Source organism: Luteimicrobium sp. DT211, from assembly GCF_049844995.1.
Classification (GTDB): Bacteria; Actinomycetota; Actinomycetes; order Actinomycetales; family Cellulomonadaceae; genus Luteimicrobium.
Genome location: NZ_JBNCMC010000006.1, coordinates 23,215 through 49,346 on the forward strand (window position 1 = coordinate 23,215; position 26,132 = coordinate 49,346).

The 26,132-nt window shown below is 74.8% G+C and carries 21 protein-coding genes; 8 read left to right on the top strand and 13 right to left on the bottom strand.

Going from position 1 to position 26,132, the window contains the following annotated elements; translation table 11 throughout:
* Positions 1-54: 54 nt before the first annotated feature.
* From ACLQ14_RS14795 to ACLQ14_RS14805, 3 genes are all read right to left on the bottom strand, one after another.
* A complete protein-coding gene (locus tag ACLQ14_RS14795) occupies positions 55-1,947 on the bottom strand; it encodes a hypothetical protein (RefSeq protein ID WP_425814333.1) in 1,893 nt (630 codons plus the stop codon).
* A gap of 118 nt (positions 1,948-2,065) precedes the next feature.
* A complete protein-coding gene (locus ACLQ14_RS14800) occupies positions 2,066-2,374 on the bottom strand; it encodes an MTH1187 family thiamine-binding protein (protein WP_425814335.1) in 309 nt (102 codons plus the stop codon).
* Between the two features lie 39 nt (positions 2,375-2,413).
* Entirely contained in the window at positions 2,414-3,397 is a 984-nt protein-coding gene (locus ACLQ14_RS14805) for an aldo/keto reductase (RefSeq protein ID WP_425814337.1), read from the bottom strand.
* A 46-nt stretch (positions 3,398-3,443) separates the two neighbouring features.
* Here ACLQ14_RS14805 and ACLQ14_RS14810 point away from each other — a divergent pair, with 46 nt between their 5' ends.
* The gene (locus ACLQ14_RS14810; protein WP_425814339.1) at positions 3,444-4,958 is read left to right on the top strand and encodes a PLP-dependent aminotransferase family protein; all 1,515 of its coding nucleotides are present in this window, start codon (positions 3,444-3,446) and stop codon (positions 4,956-4,958) included.
* A 2-nt stretch (positions 4,959-4,960) separates the two neighbouring features.
* On the opposite strand, the gene ACLQ14_RS14815 is transcribed toward ACLQ14_RS14810, so the two are convergent.
* The 4 genes from ACLQ14_RS14815 to ACLQ14_RS14830 are packed head-to-tail and all read right to left on the bottom strand — an operon-like array spanning position 4,961 to position 9,998.
* Positions 4,961-8,008, bottom strand: a complete 3,048-nt coding sequence (locus tag ACLQ14_RS14815) for an FAD-binding and (Fe-S)-binding domain-containing protein (protein WP_425814341.1) — start codon at positions 8,006-8,008, stop codon at positions 4,961-4,963.
* Between the two features lie 42 nt (positions 8,009-8,050).
* Positions 8,051-8,638: a GNAT family N-acetyltransferase gene (locus ACLQ14_RS14820; RefSeq protein ID WP_425814343.1), complete on the bottom strand. Its 588-nt coding sequence runs from the start codon at positions 8,636-8,638 to the stop codon at positions 8,051-8,053.
* 59 nt (positions 8,639-8,697) lie between these two features.
* A complete protein-coding gene (locus ACLQ14_RS14825) occupies positions 8,698-9,039 on the bottom strand; it encodes an NIPSNAP family protein (RefSeq protein ID WP_425814345.1) in 342 nt (113 codons plus the stop codon).
* Positions 9,036-9,998 (bottom strand): NADP-dependent oxidoreductase, encoded by a 963-nt coding sequence (locus ACLQ14_RS14830; protein WP_425814347.1) that lies wholly within the window; start codon positions 9,996-9,998, stop codon positions 9,036-9,038. Before ACLQ14_RS14830 ends, ACLQ14_RS14825 begins: the two co-directional genes overlap by 4 nt.
* 114 nt (positions 9,999-10,112) lie before the next feature.
* Between ACLQ14_RS14830 and ACLQ14_RS14835 the strand changes: the two genes are divergently transcribed.
* Positions 10,113-10,481, top strand: a complete 369-nt coding sequence (locus tag ACLQ14_RS14835; protein WP_425814349.1) for a winged helix-turn-helix transcriptional regulator — start codon at positions 10,113-10,115, stop codon at positions 10,479-10,481.
* 31 nt (positions 10,482-10,512) lie between these two features.
* Here the strand turns inward: ACLQ14_RS14835 and ACLQ14_RS14840 are convergent, their stop codons facing one another.
* Positions 10,513-12,834, bottom strand: a complete 2,322-nt coding sequence (locus ACLQ14_RS14840) for a YhgE/Pip family protein (protein ID WP_425814351.1) — start codon at positions 12,832-12,834, stop codon at positions 10,513-10,515.
* Positions 12,831-13,793: a hypothetical protein gene (locus ACLQ14_RS14845; RefSeq protein WP_425814353.1), complete on the bottom strand. Its 963-nt coding sequence runs from the start codon at positions 13,791-13,793 to the stop codon at positions 12,831-12,833. The genes ACLQ14_RS14840 and ACLQ14_RS14845 overlap by 4 nt, the downstream gene beginning before the upstream one ends.
* Before the next feature lie 140 nt (positions 13,794-13,933).
* Here ACLQ14_RS14845 and ACLQ14_RS14850 point away from each other — a divergent pair, with 140 nt between their 5' ends.
* Together ACLQ14_RS14850 and ACLQ14_RS14855 are read left to right on the top strand one after the other, a co-directional pair.
* Complete coding sequence (locus tag ACLQ14_RS14850) at positions 13,934-14,557, top strand: TetR/AcrR family transcriptional regulator (RefSeq protein ID WP_425814355.1); 624 nt, start codon at positions 13,934-13,936, stop codon at positions 14,555-14,557.
* Positions 14,558-14,701: 144 nt separating this feature from the next.
* Entirely contained in the window at positions 14,702-15,748 is a 1,047-nt protein-coding gene (locus ACLQ14_RS14855; RefSeq protein WP_425814357.1) for an NAD-dependent epimerase/dehydratase family protein, read from the top strand.
* A gap of 52 nt (positions 15,749-15,800) precedes the next feature.
* Here the strand turns inward: ACLQ14_RS14855 and ACLQ14_RS14860 are convergent, their stop codons facing one another.
* The 3 genes from ACLQ14_RS14860 to ACLQ14_RS14870 all read right to left on the bottom strand — a co-directional run bounded on the left by ACLQ14_RS14860 (position 15,801) and on the right by ACLQ14_RS14870 (position 17,634).
* Positions 15,801-16,241 carry an OsmC family peroxiredoxin gene (locus ACLQ14_RS14860; RefSeq protein ID WP_425814359.1) on the bottom strand — a complete coding sequence of 147 codons (441 nt, stop codon included), beginning with the start codon at positions 16,239-16,241 and terminating at the stop codon, positions 15,801-15,803.
* Between the two features lie 69 nt (positions 16,242-16,310).
* Positions 16,311-16,940 carry a hypothetical protein gene (locus tag ACLQ14_RS14865; RefSeq protein ID WP_425814361.1) on the bottom strand — a complete coding sequence of 210 codons (630 nt, stop codon included), beginning with the start codon at positions 16,938-16,940 and terminating at the stop codon, positions 16,311-16,313.
* A 166-nt stretch (positions 16,941-17,106) separates the two neighbouring features.
* Entirely contained in the window at positions 17,107-17,634 is a 528-nt protein-coding gene (locus tag ACLQ14_RS14870) for a hypothetical protein (protein WP_425814363.1), read from the bottom strand.
* 167 nt (positions 17,635-17,801) lie between these two features.
* Here ACLQ14_RS14870 and ACLQ14_RS14875 point away from each other — a divergent pair, with 167 nt between their 5' ends.
* The 4 genes from ACLQ14_RS14875 (at position 17,802) to ACLQ14_RS14890 (ending at position 23,859) form a co-directional block, all read left to right on the top strand.
* Complete coding sequence (locus ACLQ14_RS14875; protein ID WP_425814365.1) at positions 17,802-19,235, top strand: cytochrome ubiquinol oxidase subunit I; 1,434 nt, start codon at positions 17,802-17,804, stop codon at positions 19,233-19,235.
* Positions 19,232-20,275: a cytochrome d ubiquinol oxidase subunit II gene (locus ACLQ14_RS14880; protein ID WP_425814367.1), complete on the top strand. Its 1,044-nt coding sequence runs from the start codon at positions 19,232-19,234 to the stop codon at positions 20,273-20,275. The genes ACLQ14_RS14875 and ACLQ14_RS14880 overlap by 4 nt, the downstream gene beginning before the upstream one ends.
* Positions 20,276-20,402: 127 nt before the next feature.
* Positions 20,403-22,265, top strand: coding sequence for a glycoside hydrolase family 15 protein (locus tag ACLQ14_RS14885; RefSeq protein WP_425814369.1), 1,863 nt, complete (start codon positions 20,403-20,405; stop codon positions 22,263-22,265).
* Between the two features lie 40 nt (positions 22,266-22,305).
* Positions 22,306-23,859, top strand: a complete 1,554-nt coding sequence (locus ACLQ14_RS14890; protein ID WP_425814371.1) for a GMC family oxidoreductase — start codon at positions 22,306-22,308, stop codon at positions 23,857-23,859.
* Between the two features lies 1 nt (position 23,860).
* On the opposite strand, the gene ACLQ14_RS14895 is transcribed toward ACLQ14_RS14890, so the two are convergent.
* Positions 23,861-26,092 (bottom strand): LuxR C-terminal-related transcriptional regulator, encoded by a 2,232-nt coding sequence (locus ACLQ14_RS14895; protein ID WP_425814373.1) that lies wholly within the window; start codon positions 26,090-26,092, stop codon positions 23,861-23,863.
* Positions 26,093-26,132 lie beyond the last annotated feature (40 nt).

Genomic DNA, 26,132 nt, shown 5'->3' on the forward strand with positions numbered 1-26,132 from the left:
CGGGCTCGCGCCGGTCCGGGACCGTCGTGGGGTTCGAGATCGGTGCTCCGCTGCTCAGGCGAACTGCTCGCGGAACAGGTCGGTCAGCGACGGTCCGACGTCACCGACGCGCCAGAGGTCCCACCCGTCCTCGCGGCGCGCGCCGACGGCCGCCGTCGCCGCCGCGTCGGGGTTGCGGTAGCGGCCCCGGCCCGGCAGCTCGATCTGACCCTCGGGGTGGAGCACCGCCTCGAAGCGCTCGCCGCGGCGCGGGCGCGACCACACGAGCGCGGTCGGGGCGCCGAGGTGCTGCGCGAGCATGAACAGGTCGGGGTCGTCGTCCGCGGGGTCCCCGTGCAGCGGGAGCTGCGGCGACGGCACCGGGAGCGGCGACGACACGGGCCCGGAGAGCGTCATCGGGGCGGTCGTGTAGTCGGTCGGGTGCGCCTCGCGCGCGTCGGACAGCGGCACGACGCCCGCCGAGGCGCCGGACGCCGACGGGGGCGGGGCCGCCGCCGGGCCCGGGTCGGCCTGCGGGGCCGCCGCGCCCTGGTGCGTGCCGCTCGCGTCGCCCTCGGCCGCGCGACGACGCTCCGACCTGGACCGGCGGGACGGCAGGACCGACGACGACGCGGCCGTCTGGGGCGTGAACGCGCCGCTCGGGGCGGGGTCGGGCGTCCCTCCGGTGCTGGTCGGCGCGGCGGGCGTCGCCGGCGCGGCGGGCGTCGCCGGGGCGGGCGGGATCGAGAGCGAGGCCGACAGCGACGGTGCCGGGCCGCCCGCGGAGGCCGCACCGTTCGCCGGCGCCGGAGCGTCGGCCGCCTCCGCGGGGCGCGCCGACCGGGCCGCAGCCGACGCCGCGCGCACGGCGGACCGCGTCCGGGGCAGGTCGTCCTCGACGGGCGGCCGCGACAGCACGGGCGGCGCGGGCACGGGCGGGGTCGACGCCGAGGCCGACGCCGCGCGGGTGGCCGCGCGCATCGAGACGCGGGTCGGTCCGGCGCCCGTCGACTGCGCGGACTGGTCGTTCGCGGGGCCGGCCGCTCCCGCGGTGGGGGCGAGCTGCTCGGTCGTCGAGAACGAGCGCCGGTTGGGCAGCCCGTACCGGTCGGACAGCGCCGAGCGCTCGGGCAGCGCGGAGACCCGCTCGGGGGCGCTGGTCCGCGCCGCGGGGTCCGGCGTCGGCGACACGGCTGCGGGCGACGCACCCGACGCCGTCGTCCCCGTGACGGAGGTCGGGGAGACGACCGGGCGGCGCAGGGCGGGTCGGATCATGGTCGCGTCGGCGAGGTCGTCGTCGGCGTCGAGCCGCGCCGAGCTGCGGGGCTGCGCCGCCGCGGCCGACCCTGTGGCCGCGCTCCCCGCCGGCGCCCCCTCCGTGGCGCCCTCGGCCGGACGCCGCGCACCGTGCAGGGGCTCGACCTCCACCAGGCGCCGACCGTCGGGCCCCGTGACGACGCCGAGCCGGAGCACGGTCACGGCCCCGTTGGTGACGCGGAGGAAGTCGAGCGCGTCGGTCACCGCGGGGTCGACCTGCGCGCAGAGCAGGAGCAGCCGCGACCCCTCCCGCTGCCCGCGGGTGCGCGCGATCGGCGACTTGCGCCGGAACTCGTCGTACGCCGCCTCGAAGGCGGGCAGTCCCTCCGGGAACCGGGCCGCGACGTCGGACAGCGTGAGCCTGCCCGCGCGCCCGGCGTGGGCCAGCGCGAGCGCGAGGGACGACGCGTCGAGCCGCGCGACCATCTCGATGACGACCGGGTGCCCGGCCGCGTCGAGCGCGAGGAGATGTGGGGCGTCCTCCGGGCGGGCGCCCGGCGCGCGACCGACGACGGGGAAGATCTGCTCGCCCAGCAGCCGGGAGACGTGGTCGTCGACGACGGGCTCGGCGGTCCGGATGAACGCGGTGTCGCCGGGGGCGAGGGGTTGCACGAGGGCGGAGCGGCGCGCGTCGACCTCGAACAACGGCATGAGTCAGCTCCCACTCCCACGTGCGGCGAACGGCCCCCGGATGATGACGGACAGCCTAGTCGCTCGGGATCCCCGTCCGGCTCCGCCGTCGTCCGGACGACGGCGGAGCCGCCGGTTCTCAGTCCTCGTCCGCGAGGAGGCGCTCCACGCGCTGGATCTTGCCGTCGAGCTCGCCCGCGTGACCGGGGCGGATGTCGGCCTTGAGGACGAGCGACACGCGCGGTGCGCCCGCGCCGGCGGCCTCCGTGGCGCGCCGGACGACGTCCATGACCTCGTCCCACTCCCCCTCGATCTCGGTGAACATCGAGGTGGTGCGGTTCGGCAGCCCCGACTCGCGGACGACGCGGACGGCGGCCGCGACCGCCTCGGACACGGAGCCGTCCTCGCCCGCGGTGCCGGTGGGTGAGACGGAGAACGCGACGATCATGCGGCCATCGTGCCACGCCGCCCGCCCGGTCGTGCCGGGCTAGACGGCGTCGAGGCGGCCCCGCACGTCCTCGTCGAGCACGAGCTCCGCGGCGCCGAGGGCCTCGTCGAGCTGCGCGACGCTGCTCGCCCCGACGATCGGGAGCGCGGGCGCCGGGCCGCCGAGCAGCCAAGCCAGCGCGACCTGGTTCGGCGTCGCACCCAGGTCGCGGGCGACGTCGTGGAGCGTCGCGAGCCGGGCGCGCGACGTCGGGTGGTCGTAGCCCTCCCACAGCGGCTTGTCGTCCCGCACGAACGCGCCCTGCAGGAGCGGCGAGTACGCGACCACGGCGAGCCCCGCGCCGTCGTCGTCCGCGACCGAGCGGGCGTAGTCGTAGAGCTCGGGCGAGGCCCAGTTGTGCCGCTCGACGTCCGGCACCGGGTAGAGGTAGCTCGACTGCTGCTGGACCAGCGCGTACGGCGGGACGCCCTGGCGCCGCGCCTCGGCCCGCGCCTCGACGACGCGCCACAGCGCGACGTTCGAGATGCCGGTGAGCCCGACGACGCCGTCGGCCTGCAGCTTGCAGAACGCGCCGACGGTCTCGGCGAGCGGCGTCTCGAGGTCGTCGACGTGCCCGTACAGCACGTCGAGGTGCTCGACGCCGAGGGTCCGCAGGCTCTCGTGCGCGGACGCCTGGATCGTGCCGGCCGCCAGGCCCTCGTAGTTGGTGGGCGGGGTCGGCGAGAGCGGCAGGCGCGGGTCCTTCTTCGCCGCCCCGACCTTGGTGGCCAGGCGCAGCTCGTCGCGCAGGCCACGGCTCGCGAGCCAGCGGCCGAGCAGCTGCTCGCTGAGCCGGCCGTTCGAGTCGCCCCACTGGCCGTAGTTGTTGGCGGTGTCGAGGAAGGTCCCGCCCGCCTCGACGTAGCGGTCGAGGATCGCGAACGAGGTCTCCTCGTCGGTCGTGACGCCGAGGTTCATCGTGCCGAGCACGAGGGCCGAGACGTCGAAGGTGGTGGTGCCGTCGGTGAGGGTGCGGTAGCGCATGCCCCCACGCTAGGGCCAGATCGGTCCGGGTGTACGGTCCATTCCGATGGCTCCCGACCAGACCGATTCTCCGCCCCGTGCTCCGCGCCCGACGACGTCGCTCGCCTGGGAGACCCTGCTCGACCTCTCCCCCGCTCGCCCGGGCGCCGGTGGTGCACGGGACCCGCTCCACCGGCGGCTGGCCGAGGCGCTGCGCGACGCGGTCCGGGAGAGTCGGGTCCCGCCGGGCGCCGCGCTGCCGCCCAGCCGGGAGCTCGCGGCGACGCTCGGCGTGTCCCGGTGGGCCGTGACCGAGGCGTACGGCGAGCTCGTCGCGGAGGGTGTGCTCGAGGCACGGACCGGATCGGGGACACGCGTCGCCGGGGCCCGGGCGCCGGCCGAGCGCGCGGCGCCCTCGGGTCCCGCGGCGTGGTCGCCGCCCCCGCGCCGCCGGTTCGACCTCGCCGCCGGCGTGCCCGACCTCCGGCAGGTGCCCCGGGCCGCCTGGGCGCGGGCGGTCCGCGAGTCCCTCGCGGACGCCCCCGACGTCGCCCTCGGCGCAGCGGACCCGTCGGGCCTCGCGGACCTGCGCGAGCTGCTCGCCGGCCATCTCGCGCGGGCACGACTCGCCCGGGCCGACGCCGGCGACCTCGTCGTCACGCACGGCGCGGCGGACGGGCTCGCGAGGCTCGCCCACGCGCTGCGCGGCGCCGGGCACGTGGCGGTCGCCGTCGAGGACCCGGGCTGGGTCCGGCTGCACGGCGTCCTGCGGGCGGCAGGCCTCGAGCCGGTGCCGGTGCCCGTCGACGACGGCGGCCTGGACGTCGACCTGCTGGCCTCGCTCCGGGTGGGCGGGGCGCCGGTCCGGGCCGTGCTCCTCACCCCCGCGCACCAGTTCCCGACCGGCGTGGCGCTCTCCCCCGCCCGGCGCGAGCACGTCGTCGCGTGGGCCAGGGACGCCGACGGCCTCGTGGTCGAGGACGACTACGACGCCGAGTTCCGCTACGACCGGCGCGCGTTCGCGGCGCTGCAGGGTCTGGCGCCCGACCGCGTCGCGCTCCTCGGTTCGCTGAGCAAGACGGTGTCGCCCGCGCTCGGCCTCGGCTGGCTCGTCGTGCCGCCCGCCTGGCGCGAGCGGCTCTCGCCGGACCCGTCCGCGCCGTCGACGGTCGACCAGCTCGCGTTCGCGCGGCTGCTCGCGTCGGGCGCCTACGACCGCCACCTGCGCGCCGCCCGCCAGCGGTACCGGCGCCGCCGCGCCGCGCTCCTCGGCGCGCTCGACGCCCACCTGCCCGGGCTGCCGGTCTCCGGCCTCGCGGCCGGCATGCACGTCCTGCTCGGGCTGCCTGCCGGGACGAGCGCCGACGACGTCGCAGCGGCCGCCGCCCGGCGCGAGGTCACGGTCGCTCCGGTCGGCCGCTACCGCGCGGCCGGCCGGCCGTCGTCGGGCACGACGCCGGGGCCGGGGCCGGGCCCGGACGCGCTGGTCGTCGGCTACGGCAACCTGGCCGACGCGCGGGTCGACGAGGCGGTCGCCCGCCTCGCCGCGGCCGTCGCGGCGGCCGCGACCGAGGCGCCCTGAGCTCAGAGCCGGTCGGCGAGCAGCTGCGCGAGCGCCTTGCCCTGCACGTCGGCGAGGTCGGACGCCTGCGTGCGGCACGAGAACCCGTCGGCGAGGTAGACCCGTTCGCCGTCGTCGGACCCGCGGGACGGCAGGTCGCGCAGCGCGGGCAGCAGCGCGTTCTCGGCCACGGCGACCGACGTCTCGTAGTGGCCCTTCTCCATGCCCCAGTTGCCGGCGAGCCCGCAGCAGCCCGCGAGTACCTGGATGTCGGCGCCGCCGTCGCGCAGGAGGCGCTCGTCGGCCTGGAAGCCCATGACCGAGTGCTGGTGGCAGTGCGGCTGCACGACGGCGGTCACGTCGGACAGGTCGGGGAGCTTCCACCCCGAGGCGGCGTCCGGCGCCGTGGCGGGGTCGGTCAGCAGCTCGGCGAGCGTCCGCGTCGCGGCGGCGACCGCCTGGGCGCGCGGGTCGTCGGGGAAGAGGTCGAGCAGGTCGGACCGGAGCACCGCGGTGCACGACGGCTCGAGCCCGACGATCGGCAGCCCGTTGACCGCGAAGGGCCCGAGCACCTGCAGCAGGTTCTCGAGCCGCTTGCGGGCGCCGTCGAGCTGGCCCGTGGTGATCCACGTCAGCCCGCAGCAGGCGTCCTGCCCGGGGACCACGACGTCATAACCCGCCGCGTCGAGGACCTTCAGCGCCGCGCGCGGCACGTCGGGCGCGAGCCCGTCGCTGAACGAGTCGGCCCACAGCACGACGCGCGGGCGCTCGGGTGCGTCGGTGCGCGCGCCCCCCGACCGCGCGTCGGGCACCCGGCGCTCGGACGCGACCTCGACGGGGACGCCGTCGGACGCGCCTCCGCGCCGGTACCAGGTGCGGAACGGGACCTCGGCGAACGCCATCATCTTGCGGCGGGGGTCCATCCCGCCGGACCACAGGACCGCCTTGGCGATCGCCCGGTTCGACAGCACCTTGTTGACGAACCGCGGCGCCATGTTGACGACGCGGAGCCAGCGCGGCAGCCAGCCGAGCACGTAGTGGGTGATCGGGCGGACGCGGTTCTTGTACGCGCGGTGCAGCACCTCGGACTTGTACTGCGCCATGTCGACGCCGGCCGGGCAGTCGGACGAGCACGCCTTGCACGACAGGCACAGGTCGAGGGCATCGTGCACCTCGGGCGCGCGCCAGCCGCCGGTCACGAGCGAGCCGTTGACCATCTCCTGGAGCACGCGGGCACGGCCGCGCGTGACGTCCTTCTCGTCCTTCGTCGCGAGGTACGACGGGCACATGAACCCGCCCGACGCCGACGTGTCGGCCCGGCACTTCCCGACGCCGACGCAGCGGTGCACGGCCTGCGTGAAGTCGCCGTGGTCGTGGGAGAAGGCGAACCCGATGGGCTCGCGGTACGCCTTCGGCTTGGCGAGGACCGGCGCGGCCTGGGGGCGGCGGAGGTCGACGTCGAGCGGGTTCGGCCGCACGAGCACGCCCGGGTTCAGCAGGTCGCGCGGGTCGAAGAGCTCCTTGACGCCCTCGAACGCGGCGATCGCGCCCGGCGAGTACATGACGGGAAGCAGCTCGGAGCGGGCGCGCCCGTCGCCGTGCTCGCCCGACAGCGAGCCGCCGTACTTGGCGACGAGCATCGCGGCGTCGGTCATGAACGTGCGCAGCACCGAGCCCGACGTCTCGAGCGGGATGTCGAGGCGCAGGTGGACGCAGCCGTCGCCGAAGTGGCCGTAGGGCAGGCCGTCGACGCCGTACTGCGCCATGAGCGCCTCGAGGTCGCGCAGGTACGCCCCGAGCTGCGCGGGCGGGACGGCCGAGTCCTCCCAGCCGGGCCACGCCTGCTCGCCCGACGGCGTCCGCCCGGCGAGGCCCGCGCCGTCGGCGCGGATCTGCCACATCGCGCTCGCCTCGGGCCCGGCGGGAAGGATGCGGGTCGCCGTCGTGCCGGAGGCCGCGACGATCTCGCGCGCCCGCGCGGCCGCGAGCTCCGCCGTCTCGCCGCCGACCTCGACCATGAGCCAGCCGCCGCCCGGGGGCAGGGCCGGGACGGTGTCGGCGCCCTTGGCCCGCCGGACGACGTCGACGAGCCGCGCGTCGAGGCCCTCGATCGCGAGCGGGTGGTGCTCGAGGAGCGCGGGGACGGCGTCGGCGGCCTCGGCCATGTCCGGGTAGCCGAGCACGACGAGCGTGGGCGCGCCCGCGACGGGCACGAGGTTCACGGTCGCGCCGAGCAGCGTCACGAGCGTGCCCTCGGTCCCGACGAGCATCTTCGCGAGGTCCGAGCCGCGCTCCGGGAGCAGGTGCTCGAGCGAGTAGCCCGAGACCTGGCGCCCGAACCGGCCGAGCTCCGTGCGGATCAGCGCCATGTTCGACCGGACGAGCTCCGTGAGGCCGGGAACGGCGGCGAACGACGCATCGCCCGACCCGGCGGTGAACCGGTGCCCGCGCCCGTCGACGACGTCGAGCTCGACGACGTTGTCCGCCGTCCGGCCGTAGGCGACGGCGTGCGGGCCGCACGCGTTGTTGCCGATCATGCCGCCGAGGGTCGCGCGGTTCTGCGTCGACGGGTCGGGCCCGAAGCGCAGCCCGTGCGGCGCCGCGGCCTTCTGCAGGCTCGACATGACGACGCCGGGCTCGACGCGTGCCGTCCGGGCCTCGGGGTCGACCTCGAGGATCGCGTTGACGTGCCGGCTGAAGTCGATCACGACCCCCGGTCCGACGGAGTTGCCCGCGCAGCTCGTGCCCGCGCCCCGCGACGTCACGGGCACGGCGTGCTCGCGCGCGACCTCGAGGACCGCCTGGGCCTCGTCGACGGAGCGCGGGAACACGACGACGTCGGGCACGACCCGGTAGTTGGACGCGTCCGTCGAGTACTCGGCGCGGCGCAGCGACGAGGTGTCGACCACGAGGTCGCCCGGGCCGTGCAGGTGCTTGGCCTCGCGCGGCACGCCGAGCGCGCGGCGCAGCGCGGTCGCCAGCTCGTCCCGGGCACGGTCGGAGGACAGGGACCGCGTGGCGCTCGAGCTCGGGTCGGTCGGGGACGGGCGCTGGGGCAGGTCGACGGTCACGCGTCGATTCTGACACCCGGGCCGGGCCCGGTTCTCGGCCGCTCAGGATGCGGCGGTGCGCACCCAGCACGTCATGGTCTCGACGGCGCCGTCGCGGGCCGTGCTCGTGACCGTGTCGCGGGCCGCGAAGCCCGCGCGGCGGGCGACCGCCTCGCTCGCGTCGTTGCCCTCGAGCGTGTAGAGCCGGACCTCGGTGTGGCCCGCGCTCAGTGCCCAGTCCGCGAGCGCCCGGGCCGCGCGCGTCGCAAGTCCCTGCCCGCGCCCGCCGGGCAGCAACGCGTAGAACACCTCGGGCACGCCGTCGGGGATGGTCGTGCCGACCGACCCGACCACGTCGTCGTCGGGCCCGACGACCGCGTACCGGTACGCGATCCCGTCCCGCGCCCGGCCGAGCGAGCGGTCCACGCGCCGCCGCGCGTCGTCGTCGGACAGGTCGGGCGGGTAGTACGTCCACCGGGGCACGTCGTCGGTGCGGGAGAGGTCGAGCTCGAGCCGCCAGTCGTCCGTCGTGAGCGCGCGCAGCCGCCCGGGCGGGTCGCCGGGCAGGAGGATCGACGACGGCGGTGCGGTCGCGAAGCGCGGCGCGCCTCCCGCGGTGGTCGTCCTGGGCTCGGTGGCGTCGTCGGGCACGGGACCAGGGTACGGACGCCGGGGCGGGTCCCCGCTCGGGGGGACCCGCCCCGCCGCCGTCAGCGGAGCCGGGAACCGGGGGTCGGCACGGCCCTCGTCACGACGGCGCGCTCGCGCTGCATGAGCGTCATGACGCGCGGGGCGATCTCGTCGTTCCAGCGCTGGCCCTCGTAGACGGCCGCGTACTGCGCGACCCGGGACTCCTCGTCGGGGAACCGGCGGATCCAGACGTAGCCGTCGTCGTGCTCCTCGTCCACGAACGACGCCACCACGTCGACGCCGTGCTCGCGGTTGTACGGGATCACGACCTCGTCCATGTAGTCGGCGAGCTCGTCGCGCCGGCCCGGCACGGCCGTGTAGAAGCGGAGCTCGAACAGGCCGGCCGCGGTCGCCGCGCTCACCGGGCGACCTCCAGCACGAGCTTGCCCTGGGTGCGGCCGGTCTCGCCGAGCAGGTGCGCGGCCGCGACGTCCTCGAGGGCGAACCGCTCCTGCACGACCGCCGCGAGCTCGCCGCCGTCCATGAGGTCCGCCAGACGGGCGAGCGCGGCGCCGTCGGGCTCGACGAGGAGGCTGGCGGCCCGCACGCCGCGCGCCTCCGCCAGCGCAGCGACCGCCGGCGACACGCCGTGGACCGCCACGTAGGTGCCGCCGGGGCGCACGAGGCGGACCGACCGCACGTCGGTGTCCTCGAAGCCGCCGACGAGGTCGAGCACGACGTCGACCTCGTCGACCGCGTCCTCGAACCGCTCGGCCCGGTAGTCGACGACCTGGTCCACGCCGAGCCCCCGGAGGAACTCCGCGCGGGCCGCGCTGGCTGTGCCGATCGTCGTCGCGCCCAGCGCCGCGGCGATCTGGACGGCCAGGTGCCCGACGCCGCCGGCCGCGGCGTGCACGAGGACGCGCTGCCCCGGCTTCACGTCGGCGGTGTCGACGAGGGCCTGCCACGCGGTCAGTCCCCCGAGCGGGACGGCGGCGGCCTCGGCGTGGCCGACGGTGACGGGCTTGCGGACGAACTGGCGGGACGGTGCCGTGACGTACTCGGCATACGCGCCGCCGGCGCGCGGGAACCACGGCATCCCGAAGACCTCGTCCCCCGGCTTCAGGGTGGTCACGCCGAACCCGACGGCGTCCACGACGCCCGACACGTCCCAGCCGGGCGTGAAGGGACCGGCCCCGATCACCGCCGCCATCCCGGAGCCCTCCCGGGTCTTCCAGTCCACGGGGTTCACGCCCGCGGCGGTCACCCGCACCCGCACCTCGGTGGGCAGCGGCTCGGGGACGGGAACCTGCTCGATCGCCAGGACGCTCGTGTCGCCGTGGCCGTGCTGTCGGACGGCGCGCATGGTCGGCCCGCTCATCGGTACTCCTCGTTCGGGGAGCCCGGCCGGTCCGGGCTCGCGACGAGACCGTACGATTCGGGTAGTGGTTACCCGCAAGGGCACTCACTTCCCAGAAGGAACCAAGGAGCCTCGATGCACGCCTGCCCGACCGGCGCCCACAGCACCCACAACGTCTACGAGGCGCACTGCCCCTGCCGGGCCCTGCTCGAGCTGATCGCCAACAAGTGGACGGCGCTGGCCATCGGCGCCCTCGAGGACGGCGCCCTGCGGTTCGGCGAGCTGCGGGCGCGGCTGACCGGCGTCAGCCCCAAGGTGCTCACCCAGACGATGCGGCGGCTCGAGGGCTCCGGGATGGTCACCCGCACCGTGTTCGCGTCCGTGCCCGCCCGCGTGGACTACGAGCTGACCGCCGTCGGGCGCAGCGTCGCCGCGCCCCTGCGGGACCTGCGCGAGTGGGCGGAGCAGCACCTCGACGACGTCGCCGCCGGCCAGCTCGTCTGACCTCCGCGACGTAGCGCTCGTGCCGGCGAGGTCAGAGCACGAGCTCGGGCTCGAGCTGGAGCGCCCGCCACACGCGCTGGCGCCGCGCGGCCCACGTCGTGAGCCCGACGGCGACGACGAGGAACCCGGCGATCACCGCGACGTCCCGCCACACCGTGCCCATGTTGCCGCCGAACAGCAGCTGCCTCAGGCCCTCGACCGAGTAGCTCATCGGCAGGAACCGGTGGAACGTACGGAGCGGCTCGGGGATCGTCTGCCACGGGAACGTGCCGCCCGCGGTGACGAGCTGCGTCAGCATCAGCACGAGCCCCAGGAACTGGCCGGCGGCGCCGAGGTAGACGTTGAGGGTCTGCAGGATCGCGGCGAACGTGATCGCGACGAGCGCGAGGAACAGCCCGGTGAGCAGCACGTGCTCGACGTGCACGCCGACCGCGAGCGCCGTCACCGACAGCATCACCACGACCTGCACGATCGCGAGGAGCGCCGGGGTGAAGAGGCCGCCGAGCGTCGTCCGCAGCGCGCTCCGCCCGACGGCGAGCGCCCGCTTCGACAGCGGCTTGACGATGAGGAACGTGACGTACGCGCCGATCCACGCGGCGAGCGAGAGGAAGAACGGCGCGAGGCCCGCGCCGTAGCTGCCCGCCTTGGACAGCTGCTGCGACACGACCTGGACCGGGTTCGCGATCGTCGAGGCGGTGGCCTCGCGCTGGTCGTCGTCGAGGTTCGGCACCTGGCCGAGGCCCTGGCGCAGCCCGTCGGCGAGCTCCTGGCTGCCGCTGACCAGCGAGCCCGCCCCCGTGTGCAGGGTGTGCGCGCCGTCGGCGAGGTCGCCGGCACCGTCGGCGACCTGCTGGGTGCCCGTCGCGAGGGACTTCGCCCCGTCGGCGAGCGTCCCGGTGCCGGCGGCGAGGGTCGCGGCGCCGGTGTCCAGCTCCTGGGCGCCGTCCGCGAGGCGGCTCGCCCCGTCCGACGCCTGCTGGGCGCCCGTCGCGAGCTTTGAAGCGCCCGTGTGGAGCGTCGTCGCGCCGACCGCGAGGTCGTCCGCGCCCGACGCCGCCGTCGCGATGCCCCGCGTGAGCGCCGGCGTGCTCGTCGCGAGCGTCGAGGCGCCGTCCGCGACCCGCTGCGCGCCCGCCGCCAGGGTGTCCACCTTGCCGACCTGCGTGCCGAGGTCCCCGACGCCGTCGCGGACCGCCTGGCCCGCGTCGTCGAGGCGCGCGAGCGCGGCGTCCGCCTGGGCGCGCGTGAGGACGCCCTGGTCGACGAGGTCGTCGAGCTGGTCCGAGACCGTGGCGCGGGCGTCGTCGAGACCGTCGACCGCCGCGTCGGCTGCGTCCTTGACCTGGTCGGCCGCGTCGGCGAGCTGGGCGTTGCCGTCCGCGACCTGCTGCGCGCCGTCGGCGAGCTCGGAGGTCTGCGTGGGGAGGTCCGCGGTCTTGGAGCGCAGCGTGTCGAGGCCGCCCGCCAGCGTCCCCGCGCCGTCCGCGAGGTCGGACGCCCCCGACGCGACCTGCTTCGCCCCGGACGCGAGGGCCGGCGCCCGCGACGCGAGCTGCGACGCGCCGCCCGACAGGGTGGACGCCCCCGACGCCAGCTGCGTCGCGCCCGCGTGCGCCGAGGCCGCACCGTCGGACACCTGCCGCGCGCCGTCCGCCGCGTCGTCCGCGCCGGTCGCGAGCGTCGCGGCGCCCGAGTCGAGCGATGCCGCCCCCGTGTTGAGCTTCTTCGCGCCGTCCGTCAGCTTGTCCGCTCCGGTGACCGCGTCCGCGAGGTTCGTGTGGATCGACGCGAAGCCCCGCAGGAACGTGTCGGCCGCCTGGGTCCCGACCTTCTGCGCGAGCGTGTCGCGGACCTCGCCGACGATCGTGTCCGCGATGGTCCGCGCGAGGTAGTTGTTCGCGTCGTTCGTGACGAGCACGAGGCTGGCCTGACGTGGGTCCGACGACGCCGGCGACGCCAGGTCCGCCGAGAACGTCGGACCGAGGACGAGCGCCGCGTCGAACCGGCCCGACCGGACGCCGCGCTCGGCGTCGTCCTGCGTGGTGCGGACCCAGTCGAAGCCGCCGCTCTTCGTGAGCTCGTCCGCGACCTCCTCGCCGTAGTTGTGGTGCTCGGTCTTCTGGTCGGTACTCGTGTCGGTGCCGGCCCCGCTCACCTCGACGTCGGTCCCCTCGTCCTGCACGACGATCGCCGCGGGCACCTTGTCCAGGTGGCCGTACGGGTCGAAGTTGGCGAACAGGTAGAGCCCCGCGTACAGCGACGGGATGACCGCGAGCGCCAGCATCGCGAGGCGCGGCAGCGTGCCGGACAGGTTCCGGCGGACCTCGGACCAGCCGAGTCGGAACACGGTCATCGGTCGGCTCCTTCGTCGGGGACGGCGGTCGGGGTTTCGGGCTCGGCTTCCGCGTCCGACGGCGCGGCGTCCGCCTCGCCCTCCGACGGCGCAGCAGGCGCGGGCGCGGCCTGGCCGTCCGACGACGCGGCGTGCGCGGGAGCGGAGGCCGGGCGCGGCAGCACCTCGGTGTCGGCGTCGGGGCGGGCGCCCGGGGTGTCAGCGTCGGGCCTGGGCTCGGCGACCGGCTCAGGCTCCTGGGCCGGCTCGGGCTCAGGCTCGGGCTCAGGGACCGGCTCGGGCTCCGCGGCTGCGAAGACCCGCCGCAGTGCGACGAGCGGCGGCTCCCGCCGCGGGTCGACCGTGACGTCCGGCGGGATCTCCGCACCGAGCAGCCGCGCGGACGCGCGCGAGCACTGGACGATCACCCCGTAGCCGGCGGCCGCGGCGTCGCACGCGACGCCCCACCAGCCGGTGGGCGCTCCGCCGTGCCGGTCGGGCAGCGTGAGAACGAGGAAGTGCACGTCCGGCCGCTCGCACGCGAGCGCCACGAGCATCCGGGTCCGAGTCAGCCCGTCGAGCTGGTCGACGCGGAGGGAGGCGACGTCGTCCAGGCCGTTCGCCGCGGTCCAGGCGGCGACGTCCCGGGGCAGCGTGCGCCGTCGGGCGAGGGCCAGATCCTCGGCGACGTGGGTGCGGACGGGGATGGACTCGACCGGCTCGGACACGCCCGGCACGTCGACGACGGCGGTGACGTCGGCGAGGGTCAGCGGCGGGTCCGTCGGCGGGGCGTCCTCGAGCGTGACCGTGCCCGACGACGGCGCGAGCCGCCCGGTCGCGGCGAGGGCCAGCGCGGTGTGGCCGTGACCGGGCTCGGCGGCGACCAGCACGGCCTCGTACGTGCGCAGCGTGAGGTCGAAGGGCGCGAGCATCGGGTCGCGCCGGCCCTGGACGGCCACGCCGTCGAGAACGATCTGCATGCGTCCACCTCTGAGCGGGAACTGGGTGCCACTTCACCAGCGGTGCGCTGGGCGGGCCACCCGAGCGAATGTTGACCAGCGGTCAACAACAACGGTACTACTGTTGTTGACCAGAGGTCAACGACGAGGAGGCCACCCGGATGCCCGACCAGCGAGAAGCGCCCCGCCGCCGCGCGGCCGACGACCGGCGCGACGAGCTCCTGCAGGCGGCCCACGCCCTCGCCCGCACGGCCGGCCTCGACGCCGTCACGCCCGCCGACGTCGGCGCGGCCGCGGGCGCGTCGAAGGCGCTGGTCTTCCACTACTTCGGCTCGACCGTGGAGCTGCGTCGCGCGGTCGCCGCGATCGCCGTCGACGCGCTCGACGACGCGCTCACCGTCCCGGATGACACGTCGGGCGGCGGCGACCGCGCGCGCCGCGCCGCCGTCGTCCACACGCTGCTCGACGCCGTGCTCGCCGAGCGCCAGGTCTGGACCGACATCTGGTCGGGGGCGCTGCGCGACGACGACGGCACGGCGGCACGGCTCGACGAGGTCCGCGCCCGTCTGTTCGCACGGTTCACCCGCACCGCGACGAGCGCGAGCGCCTCCCCCGACGACGACACCGCGCAGAGCCGGCTCGACCTCCTCGCCGCCGGCTGGGTCGGTTTCGTCGAGGCCGTGATCGCACGCTGGCTCGCGACCGGTCGGCGCGACCGCGAGACGGTCGAGGCCGTGATCGTCGACTCCCTGGACGGTCTTCTCCCACCGGACCGCCGACGCTGAACGGAACTCGCCGCGAGGCGTCCGGCTGAGTCGGCAGGACGCGGGGGGGCGAGGCTGACGGCGAAGGGCGGGGCGGGAGGGGTGCGGCTCATCCGAGCCAGACGCCGAGTCGACACCCCGCGCGCGACGGGGTACCACTGAGGGGTGCGCATCGCCATCACCGGGGCCAGCGGGAACGTCGGGACCGCGGTGCTCCGCGCCCTCGTCGAGGAGCCCGTCGTCACGTCGATCGTCGGCATCGCGAGCCGCGTGCCCCGGGCGGACGGGTCGAGCACGGTGGCGTTCCCGCACGACCACGCCGACTGGGTCCGCGTCGACCTCGGTGACGACTCCGACGCGAGCCGCGACCGGCTGCGCTCCGCGCTGAACGGGGCGGACGTCGTCGTGCACCTCGCGTGGGCCACCGCGCCCAGCCACGACGCCGACCGCCTCGACGCGGTCAACGTCGACGGCACGAGGCGGGTCCTCGACGCGGCCGCCGCGGGGGGCGCCCAGCACGTCGTCGTCGCGTCGTCGGCGGGCGTGTACGCGCCCGCGCCCGACCCGCTCCCCCGCGACGAGGAGTGGGCGCGGACCGGCATCCGCGGGTCGTTGCACAGCATCCAGAAGCTCGCGGTCGAGCGCGAGCTCGACCGGTTCGAGCGCGCGCACCCCGCGGTCACAGTCACGCGCGTCCGGACCCCGCTCGTGCTCCATCCCGACGCGGCCACCGAGCTCGGCCACCTCTACCTCGGCCGCCTGGTGCCCCCGCGCCTGCTACGGCGCGACCACCCGCCGGTGCTGCCCTGGGTCCAGGGGATGCGGCTCCAGGCCGTGCACGCGGACGACGTCGCCGCCGGCTACCGCACGATCATCGCCGGCCGCCACCCGGGTGCGTTCAACCTCGCCGCGCCGCAGGTGCTCGACGGGAGGGCCGTCGCGGAGGCGACGGGCACACCGTCCGTCCGCGAGGTGTCGCCTCGGGCCGCGCGCGCCGCGCTGGCCCTGGCGTGGCGTGCGCACGCGACGCCGCTCTCGCCCGACTGGCTCGACCTCGCGCTCGGCATCCCCGTGCTCGACGCCGGTCGGGCCGCGTCCGCCCTGCGATGGACGCCGCGCTACGGGACCGCGGAGACGCTCCGCGAGGTGAGCACCGCCGTCGGACGGGGGCGAGGATTCCCCAGCCCGCCGCTCGTCGGCCGCAAGGTCTGACGAACGGACCACCGCCCGGGCCCGACGAACAGACCCGGGCGGCCGCCGTCCCTCAGCTCTCGAGGCGTGCGTCCAGCGTGATCTCCGTGCCGGTGAGAGCCTTCGACACCGGGCAGGTGGCCTTCGCCGCCTTCGCCGCCTCCAGGAAGCCGGCCTCGTCCAGACCGGCGACCTCGCCGACGACGTGCAGGGTGATCCCGGGGATCCGGAACCCGCCCGCGGGGTCGGGCCCCAGCGACACCTCGGCCGTGACCTCGAGCGACTGCGGCGTTCCGCCCGCCTCGGCGAGGAGCGCGGACAGCTGCATCGCGTAGCAGGCCGAGTGCGCTGCCGCGATCAGCTCCTCCGGGCTCGTGACGCCGCCGGCGTCGTCGGCGGAGCGCGCCGGGAACGACACGTCGAACGTGGCCAGGCGCGAGCTGCTGAGCTCGACCTGCCCGCTGCCGTCCTCCAGTCCGCCGTTCCATGCGGTGCGCGCGGTGCGTGTGGGCATGCTGCCTCCCTCTCACGGGTCGTCGCCGGTACCGCACCCGGGGCCGCGGCGCGGCCCCGGGCGAGCAGGTCAGCTCCGGGGGCGGTACACGATCGACGACGTCTCGTCGTTCATCGTGTCACCGACGTACGCGGTGTCGCCCTGGTACGTCCGGCTGGTGCCGCCGTAGCTCGAGTCCTTGTAGAGCGTCGTGGCGCAGTTGTTGTAGCTCGTGATCGAGCTGATGTTGTCGTTGTAGCCGTAGTCGCGCGTGTGCGGGAACCCGTACGTGGTCGCGTAGCAGCCCGAGCCGGTGACCCCGTAGAACACCTTCCCGTAACCCTTCCAGTCGCGGTCCTTCCACACGGCGCCCAGCGTCACGTCGGACGAGGCCGCCGCCACCGCGGACCGCGTAGCGGTCAGCGAGGTGTCGCTGTCGAGGCTCGGCCCGGCGAGGGCCGCCTTGCGGTTGGCGAGCACCACGGCGTTCCCGTGCTCCACGGCCCGGTTGAACGCGGCGTGGTCTCCGGCGTCCACGGCCGGGTCCGTGATCGGCACCCCGGTGATCGACTCGAGCGCCTCGCTGATCGTGTCGAAGCACCGTTCGGCGCCGGTCTCCGCCGCGACCGTGCACATCTTGCCCGTCTGCGCGGTGGGCGCCGAGCCGCTCGCCGCGCCCGTCGTCGCGAGCGCGACCGCCGCGAAAGCGATGCCTGCCACCATTGCTCGTACCGTTCGTCGTCCCGCCATCGGGCGCCTCCCTGCGTTGTCGTCGGACCATTCCGCGTCGCTGCTGTATCGATCGGTGGTGCGCGATCACCATAGCGGCCCAGCAGAACGCGCCCGCAAGTCGACCCTCAGCCTGTGGACGAACGTCGTCTGCCCGTCACTCCGCGTCCACCCAGACCGGCCCGGGGTCGTCCGCCGCTGCGGGGAGCGTCACCGGACCGCGCCCGTCGACGAGGACCGGCACCGCGGCGCCCGGTCGCGACCCGTCCGGCAGCGCCACGACGGTCGTCGACGGCACCATGTCCGCGGTGCAGATCTTGCCCGCGTAGCGGCGCTCGTCGGTCACGACGGCGACCGCCCCGTCGGCCGTCCGCGTCGTCGGCGACATCGCCACGGGCGGGCACGAGCTCGAGCCCCAGAGGACGACGTACAGCAGGCCGTCGTCCGGCGTCCAGCCGACCCCCGCGGAACCGACGACGTCGGGCTCACCGAAGGAGGCGGGCACGCCGCGCCAGTGCGCGCCGGCGGCGAGGCTGTGCGTCGGGGTGGGGACCTCCAGCGACGCGGACGGCACGGGCGCGCTCGGCGGCGCCGACGGCGTCGGGGACGACGAGCACGCCGCCAGAGCGCCGAGGACTGCCACGCCGAGCGAGCCGACGAGCACACCCGACCGACGTGACCGCATGCCCTCACCGTAGGCGGCGGCACGGCGGCGCGCCCGTCTCGCGACCCGCGACACCTCACGGCGCGGACGTCATCCACACGGGGTGATGCCCGGCGTCGTGCCGACCGTCACGCTCGTACTGTCGGCCGCCGCGCACCGGCGACCGCCGAGGACTCCGAGGAGGCCACGTGGTCGGGAGCACCGCACAGCTCGTGGCCGTCCTGGCCACGGTGAATCCCGTGCCGTGGGCACGCTCGCAGATGGCGTTCACGCTCGCCTTCCACATCATCCTCGTGCCCCTCGGCGTCTCCTGGGCCTTCATGACGCTGATCGCCAACTACCGAGCCATCAAGCACGGGGACGCCGACGCCCTGCTGCTCGCCCATCGCTGGTCGAGGTACATGGCCGTGACGTTCGCCGTCGGCGCCGTGACGGGGACGGTGCTGAGCTTCGAGTTCGGGCTGCTCTGGCCGAAGTTCATGGGTCGGTGGGGCGAGGCGTTCGGGGTGCCGTTCGGGTTCGAGGGGCTGTTCTTCTTCCTCGAGGCGATCTTCGTCGCCGTCTACATCTTCGGGTGGCGCCGGATGTCGCCGTGGGCGCACTTCTGGACGGGCGTGCCGATCGTGCTGGCCGGCATCCTCGGCGCGGTGTCCGTCGTCGCCGCGAACTCCTGGATGAACGCCCCGTCCGGCTTCACGCTCGACTCGTCGGGGAAGGTCGTCGCCGTGGACCCCGTCGAGGTGATCTTCAACAAGGCGATGCCGCTTGAGGCGGCCCACATGCTGGTCGCGGCGTACCTCGTCGGCGGCTTTCTCGTGGCCTCCGTCTACGCCGCGGCGATGCTGCGAGGCCGGCGTGATCGGTACCACCGGCTCGGGTTCGTCATCGCCTTCACGGTCGCGGCCGTCGCGACACCGGTCCAGATGGGAGTCGGCGACACGCTCGCGCGGTGGGTCTACAGCGAGCAGCCCGTGAAGTTCGCGGCCATCGAGCTCGTTCCCGAGACCGCGAGCGACGTCCCGGAGACCCTCCTCGGACATCTGGACGCCGACGGGTCCGTCACCGGCGGCATACCCGTGCCGGGCCTGGCCTCCTGGCTGTCGGACCCCGGCACCGGCCGGTCGACCGTGATCCAGGGTCTCGACACGGTCCAGGCCGCGGACCGACCGACGGTGTCCGAGGTCAACATCGTCCACCTGGGCTGGGACGTCATGGTCGGGCTGGGCACCCTGCTGTTCCTGCTGTCCCTCTGGTACGCGGCAAGCTGGCTGTTCCGACGGCGGATGCCGACCAACCGGGTCTTCCTGACGCTCGCCGCCGCCTCCGGGGTTCTCTCCGTCGTCACGATGGAGGCCGGCTGGGTGGTGACGGAGGTCGGCCGCCAGCCGTGGATCGTCTACGGCCAGATGAAGGTCGTCGACGCCGCGACCGCGAACACCGGGGTCTGGATCACGTTCGTCGCCGTGACGGTCGTGTACCTGGCCCTCGGCGTGACCGCGATCATGGTGCTGCGCGGCATGAGTCGGCGGTTCCGCAGGACGGGCACGATCCACGGGACGGACGGCCCCTACGCACCGGCTCCCGAGGTCCGGCGCCTCGAGGACGACGAGGCCGTCCGATGAGCACCACGGTCGCCGTCGCCCTGCTGGCCGGCCTGGTCGCCTATGCGGTCTTCGGCGGGGCCGACTTCGGTGCCGGGTTCTGGGACCTCACGGCCGGCGGCCCGGAACGGGGACGACGGCCTCGGGAGCTGATCGAGCACTCGATCGGGCCGGTGTGGGAGGCCAACCACGTCTGGCTGATCTTCGTGTTCGTCGTGACGTGGACGGGGTTCTCCGAGGCGTACGCGTCGATCATGCTGACCCTGTTCGTCCCGCTCACCATCGCCGCGCTGGGCATCGTCCTCCGGGGCGCGGGCTTCGCGTTCCGCAAGTCCGTCGTCACGCTCCGCGTCCGCCGCGTCTTCGGTGCTGGGTTCGCGGCGTCGTCGGTCCTCGTGCCCTTCTGCATGGGCGCGGTGGCCGGGGCCATCGCCTCGGGACGGGTCCCGGCGGGGGGCAGGGCGGGCGACCCGGTCTCGAGCTGGGTCAACCCCACGTCGATCACCGTCGGGCTCCTCGCGGTCGCGGCGATCGCCTACCTGTCCGCCGTCTACCTGGTCTGGGAGGCGCGCGGCGACGACGACCGCGAGCTCGAGGCGTACTTCCGCCGGCGTGCCGTCGTCGCGGCGGTCGTCGTCGCGGTCGTGGGTGCCGTCGGGATGGTCGTGCTGCACGCCGACGCGCGGTACGTCTTCGACGGCATGACGGGCCGGGCGCTGCCGGTGGTCGTCCTCGGCGTCCTCTGCGGCTTCGGCGCCCTGATCCTGCTCGTCCGCGACGCCGCCCGGGGCGCACGAGCCCTGGCGATGCTGGCGGTCGCCTCCCTGGTCGTCGCGTGGGGCGTCGCCCAGTGGCCGTACCTGCTGCCCGAGAGCCTCACGGTGACGGCCGCCGCGGCGCCCTCGGGCACGCTGACGGTCCTCCTCGTCAACGTGGTCCTGGCGGTGGTGGTCGTCCTGCCCGGGTTCGTCCTGCTCTACGTGCTCGCCCAGCGGCACGTACTCCCCGACGAGGGTGTGCCCGAGGCCTCGGACGGGACCGGGGACCGGACGGCGGGCTGATCCGGCGCAGCCCGGCATCGTCTCGTTGGGGTGATGCCGCGAGCACCGCTCCGGTTCGAAGGTGGAAGGGCGACACCACGGCGGCCCGCCGCGGAACCGTGCACCACCGAGTGTGAAGGAGCGGGACGTGAGCGCCACGAGGTCTCCCTTTCCCCCGATCGCCGACTACGGGTTCTTGTCGGACTGCCATACCGGGGCACTGGTCGCGCCCGACGGGTCGGTGGACTGGCTGTGCCTCCCGGCCTTCGACTCGCCGGGAGTGTTCGGGAACGTCCTCGATCGTGGCGCCGGGTCGTTCCGGTTCGGCCCGAACGGCATCAACGTCCCGACCGCCCGCACCTACGTCCCCGGCACGAACGTCCTGATGACCACGTGGCACGTCCCGGGCGGGTGGCTCGTGGTCCACGACGCCCTGGTGATCGGGCCCCGGCAGGGCCCTGACGTCGTGACACCGCACACCAGGCCACCGGCCGACGAGGACGCCCGCCATCTCCTCGTCCGGACGGTGGAGTGCCTCGAGGGATCCGCCGAGATCGAGCTCGTCTGCGAGCCCGCGTTCGACTATGGGCGGGTCGCAGCGACCTGGAGCCTGGACGACGGTGGCCACCACGCCGACGCGGCCGGCGCCTCGGGGACGGAGTTCCGGCTCACCACCGACATGCTGATCGGCATCGAGGGAGGCACCGCGCGGGCGCGCCACGTGCTCGCCAAGGGCGACCGGGCGTTCTGCGCGATGTCCTGGGCCGCGGGGCTGGCCGGGCCGTCGGACGTCGCCGAGGCCTCGGCGCACGTCGAGGAGACCGTCCGCTTCTGGCGCAGCTGGCTCGCCCGCGCACGGATCCCCGACCACCGGCTGCGGCACCCCATCGAGCGCTCCGCGCTCACCATCAAGGGCCTGACCTATATGCCCACGGGGGCGACGGTGGCCGCGCTCACGACGTCGTTGCCGGAGGCGCCGGGCGGCGAGCGGAACTGGGACTACCGCTACACGTGGATGCGCGACACGACGTTCACGCTGCAGGCCCTGCACTACCTGAACCTCGACTGGGAGGCCGACGAGTTCATGCAGTTCGTGGCGGACCTCGAGCCGAACGCCGATGGCGGGCTCCAGATCATGTACGGCATCGATGGTCGGCGCGACCTCAGCGAGTCGACGCGTGACGAGCTGTCCGGCTACGAGGGCGCGAGTCCCGTCCGGCTCGGCAACGGGGCGTTCGACCAGCACCAGAACGACGTGTACGGGGCGGTCCTGGACTCGGTGCTGCTGCACACGCGTCGCAGCGAGCACCTCCCGCGCCGGCTGTGGCCGCTGGTGGAGTCGCAGGCGGCAGGGGCCGTCGCCGCGTGGCGCGAGCCCGACCAGGGCATCTGGGAGGCGCGCGGCAAGCCGCAGCACTACGTCTCGTCGAAGCTGATGGGATGGGTGGCGCTCGACCGGGCGGCGAAGCTGGCGGCGATCCGCGACGACGCGAAGCTCGAGAAGGAGTGGTCGGCCGTCGCGGACGAGATCAAGGCGGACATCCTCGCCCACGGGGTCAGCGACCGCGGCGTGCTGCGCCAGCACTACGACACCGACGCCCTCGACGCGTCCACGCTCCTCGCGCCCCTGTTCGGGTTCCTGCCGGGCACGGACGAGCGGATCCGCAACACGGTGAAGGCGATCTCCGAGGAGCTCACGGAGAACGGCTTCGTCCTCCGGTACCGCACGGACGAGACCGACGACGGGCTCTCGGGCAAGGAGGGCACCTTCCTGATCTGCTCGTTCTGGCTGGTCTCGGCCCTCGCAGCAACCGGGGACATGGACCAGGCCACGGGCCTGATGGAGCGCCTGCTGCGGATCGCGTCGCCGCTGGGCCTCTACGCCGAGGAGTTCGAGGTCGAGCGCGCGCGGCACCTGGGGAACTTCCCGCAGGCGTTCTCGCACCTCGCGATGATCCAGGCGGCAGGACGGATCATCCTGTCCGACCTGCGGGCGGAGCTGTCGCTGTGACGGCCGCGCCGGGAGCACACGACCCAGGAGGAGCCACGCCATGAGCGACCACTACGACGTCGTGATCGTCGGCTCGGGCGCGGGCGGCGGCACGCTCGCGCACCGGCTCGCCCCGTCGGGCAAGCGCGTGCTGGTCCTGGAGCGCGGTGACTGGCTCCCCCGCGAGATCGAGAACTGGGACCCGGAGGCCGTCTTCGTCGACAACCGCTACGTGTCGCCGGACCGCTGGTACGACGCGAGCGGGCGGGCGTTCCAACCCCAGGTCCACTACGTCGTCGGTGGCGCAACGAAGTTCTACGGGGCCGCCCTGTACCGGCTCCGTGAGCGCGACTTCGGAGAGCTCCGGCACCACGGCGGGATCTCACCCGCGTGGCCGATCGACTACGGCGACCTCGAGCCGTACTACACCCAGGCCGAGGAGCTCTACCAGGTCCACGGCGCGCGGGGCGAGGACCCGACCGAGCCCCCGGCGTCGGCGCCCTACCCGTGGCCGCCGGTGTCGCACGAGCCGCGGATCCAGCGGCTGTTCGACGACCTCACCGAGGTGGGGCTCCACCCGTTCCACGCACCCTCGGGCATCATGCTCGACGAGGCCCGGCCCGCGTTCAGCACGTGCATCCGCTGCGCGACGTGCGACGGCTTCCCGTGCCTGGTCCACGCGAAGTCGGACGCCGACGTGATCGCCGTCCGACCGGCGCTGCGGCACGACAACGTCACCCTCGTCCGCAACGCGTTCGTGCGCCGTCTCGAGACCGACGCGTCGGGCCGGACGGTGACGACCGTCGTCGCGGAGGTCGACGGCGTCGAGGAGCGGTTCACCGGCGACGTCGTCGTGGTCTCCGCCGGGGCCGTGAACTCCGCGCGCCTGCTCCTGGCGAGCGCCGACGACCGGCATCCCCACGGGCTGGCGAACGGCTCGGACCAGGTCGGGCGGAACTACGTGTTCCACAACAGCCGGGCGTTCCTGGCCGTCTCGAAGGAGCCCAACGACACCCGCTTCCAGAAGACCCTCGGGCTGAACGACTACTACTTCGGGGACGCCGACTTCGCGTTCCCGATGGGCAACGTCCAGATGGTCGGGAAGTCGTCGGCACCCATGTACCGCGGGGAGAAGCCGATCGAGACCAAGCTGGCGCCGACGTTCACGCTGCGCGAGGTCGCCGCCCACGCCATCGACTTCTGGCTGTCGGTCGAGGACCTCCCGCACCCCGACAACCGCGTCACCCTCGACCACGACGGGAGCGTCGTGCTCAGCTACACGCCGAACAACCAGGAGCCGATGGAGCAGCTGTACCACCGGGTGAAGAAGCACCTCAGCCATCTGGGCATGCACCCGCACCACCTGATCCCCCGTGACGTCTACATGAAGAACGACGTCCCGGTCGCGGGGTGCGCGCACCAGGCCGGCACCGTGCGCTTCGGCACCGACCCGGCGACCTCGGTGCTCGACGCGGACTGCAGGGCGCACGAGCTCGACAACCTGTACGTCGTCGACACGAGCTTCTTCCCGAGCATCGGCGCGGTCAACCCGGCGCTCACGGCCATCGCCAACGCGCTGCGGGTGGGCGACCACCTGCTCGCGCGGCTCGGCTGAGCTAGGCGAGGCCCAGCTCGACGATGCGCTCCACCGCTTCCCTGCGCGACGACGCACCGAGCTTGCGGTAGACCGACGACGCGTGCGTCTTGACCGTGTGGCGGGAGATGAAGAGCTGCTCACCGATCTCGGGGTAGGTCAGGTAGGTCGACAGCAGGGGCACGAGCCGGAGCTCGGCCGCGGTCAGGGAGGAGGCCCCGACGGGCCGGGCTGCCGTGATCTGCCCGACCCGTTCGTCGAGCTGCCGGGCGGCGGTCACCAGCGTCCCGAGGGCCGGCCGCTGGTGGAGGATGCCCCTGGCCTGCTCGAGGACCGCGCTCGCCCCGGCCGGGTCCACGAGGGCGAGGTAGACGCGCGCCAGCTCGAGGAGCACCTGCACGGAGACGACCGGCAACGCGTAGGTGAGCAGCGGGCGGAGCTGCGCGGCCCGCTGGGCGTGCTCGCGGGCCTCGTCCATGTCCCCGCGGCGCGCGGCCGCCCGTGCGGCGCACGCGAAGGGCAGCGCGCTGGTCCAGTAGGCCTGCAGCGGACCACGACGGACGACCTCGAGCGACCGTTTGGCGAGGGCCTCGGCAGCGGTCCAGTCGTCCTGCCCGACCGCGACCTCGAACTGCTCGGCCAGTGCGAGCGCCGCCCACGGAACCGCCGGGACGCTGACCGCCACGTCGTAGGCGTGCACGAAGGCCGCATCCGCCGCGGCCAGGTCGCCGTCGAGCAGGTCGGCGAGCCCTTCGGTCTGGATCATCTCGGCGCGGTAGGGACTGGCCGGGGGCAGGTGGTGCAGGGCGTCCGCCGCGTCGCGGCGCATCGAGGCGGGACCGCCCGAGCCCAGGCTGGCCCGCAGGTAGGCGAGCGCTCCCTCGATGGTGCCGTCCGGCGACGGGGCGGCCGGGGGTGCCAGGCTCTCGGCGACGGCAGCCCACCGCTCGGCGTCGCCCGGCCGACCGACGAGCGCGAACACCAGGGCCCCGTGCGCGACGAGGGCCGGGGTGTGCGTCTCCGGCGAGAGGCTCCCGAGCTGCCCGAGCCAGCGGAGGACGAGGTCGATCCGGCCGCGCGCCCAGGCGGGCTGCATGGCCTCGAGGACCAGGCGGCCGAACCACTCGGCGTCCATCGCCTGGTAGGCGTGGTCGACGGCGCGCTCCGGTTCACCGTGGGACTCGAGCCACTGCGCGGCGCGGCGGTGGAGCACGGGGACGAGCTCGGGCGAGACCGACACGAGCTCGGTGCTCAGGGCCTGCCGCACGAGGGGGTGACACCGCGCCCAGCCTTCACCGTCGTCTTCGCCGGCCGCGGGCAGCATGACGTTGCGGCCGAGCAGGGTCTCGATCGTGCGTGCCGACCCGGTGCCCCCCACGACGGAGTCGGCCAGCGGCCCGTTCACCCGGTCCACGATCGACGTCCGGTCCAGGAACCGACGCTCCGCGTCGGAGAGCGCGTCGAGCACCTCCGAGCGCAGGTAGTCGCCCATGAGCCGGGTCGTCCCGGTGAACGGTCGACGCGCCGTGACCTCGCCGGACCGGACGGCGAGCGCGCCCAGGGAGAGCGCCGCCGGCCATCCTTCGGCATCCCGGACCAGCTCAGCGGCCCGGCGCTCGCTCAGGTGGAGCGCCGGGTCTGCCAGGAGGCGCTGCGCCTCTGCGGCGGACAAGGACAGCTCGGCAGTTCCGATCTCCACGAGCCGGTGGGCGAGCCGCATCCGGGCCACCGGGAGCGGCAAACGGTGCCGGGAAGCCAGCGCGATCCGCCATCCGGCCGGCGCGGCGTCGGCAAAGGCGACGACCGAGCGTAGGCACTCGCCGGAGACGGTCTCGACACGGTCCAGGACGATGGTCCCGGCGCCGCGGGCACCGAGCGCCCGCGCGAGCCGATCCACGACGCGGATGACGTCTCCGGGGGCGGGCGTGCCCGACCGAAGCGCAGGATCGGGGCACCCCAGGAGCGCGGCGACGGTGCGCCAGAGCGTCCGGGGGTCGTCGTCGATCTGGTCGCACGCGACCCAGGCGACGGGAAGGCCTCGACGTTTCACCCAGGCCGACAGCAGTGCGGACTTGCCATACCCCGGTGGCGCCACGACCGTGACGACCGGCTCGACGGAGCCGACCAGGATCGCGAGCGCGGAGGCCCTGTGGTCGGGGCCGGCTGGCCGCCCCGGACGGCGCGCCACCCGCTTCGGCGCACCCGTGGCGCCGCGGTCGGTCGGCCCTGGGCCGACGCCGGGCGGGGATACCACGGAGTCCCCCTCCACCCGTCGGACGCTACCGCCGACCGGC

Excerpts from the sequence above, each read along its gene's own strand:
- ACLQ14_RS14830 (WP_425814347.1), bottom strand. The coding sequence starts at position 9,998 with ATGAGCGGGCCGACCATGCGCGCCGTCCGACAGCACGGCCACGGCGAC.
- ACLQ14_RS14880 (WP_425814367.1), top strand. The coding sequence starts at position 19,232 with ATGAGCACCACGGTCGCCGTCGCCCTGCTGGCCGGCCTGGTCGCCTAT.
- ACLQ14_RS14870 (WP_425814363.1), bottom strand. The coding sequence starts at position 17,634 with ATGCGGTCACGTCGGTCGGGTGTGCTCGTCGGCTCGCTCGGCGTGGCA.
- ACLQ14_RS14845 (WP_425814353.1), bottom strand. The coding sequence starts at position 13,793 with ATGCAGATCGTTCTCGACGGCGTGGCCGTCCAGGGCCGGCGCGACCCG.
- ACLQ14_RS14805 (WP_425814337.1), bottom strand. The coding sequence starts at position 3,397 with ATGCGCTACCGCACCCTCACCGACGGCACCACCACCTTCGACGTCTCG.
- ACLQ14_RS14890 (WP_425814371.1), top strand. The coding sequence starts at position 22,306 with ATGAGCGACCACTACGACGTCGTGATCGTCGGCTCGGGCGCGGGCGGC.
- ACLQ14_RS14840 (WP_425814351.1), bottom strand. The coding sequence starts at position 12,834 with ATGACCGTGTTCCGACTCGGCTGGTCCGAGGTCCGCCGGAACCTGTCC.
- ACLQ14_RS14835 (WP_425814349.1), top strand. The coding sequence starts at position 10,113 with ATGCACGCCTGCCCGACCGGCGCCCACAGCACCCACAACGTCTACGAG.
- ACLQ14_RS14860 (WP_425814359.1), bottom strand. The coding sequence starts at position 16,241 with ATGCCCACACGCACCGCGCGCACCGCATGGAACGGCGGACTGGAGGAC.
- ACLQ14_RS14850 (WP_425814355.1), top strand. The coding sequence starts at position 13,934 with ATGCCCGACCAGCGAGAAGCGCCCCGCCGCCGCGCGGCCGACGACCGG.
- ACLQ14_RS14800 (WP_425814335.1), bottom strand. The coding sequence starts at position 2,374 with ATGATCGTCGCGTTCTCCGTCTCACCCACCGGCACCGCGGGCGAGGAC.
- ACLQ14_RS14795 (WP_425814333.1), bottom strand. The coding sequence starts at position 1,947 with ATGCCGTTGTTCGAGGTCGACGCGCGCCGCTCCGCCCTCGTGCAACCC.
- ACLQ14_RS14810 (WP_425814339.1), top strand. The coding sequence starts at position 3,444 with ATGGCTCCCGACCAGACCGATTCTCCGCCCCGTGCTCCGCGCCCGACG.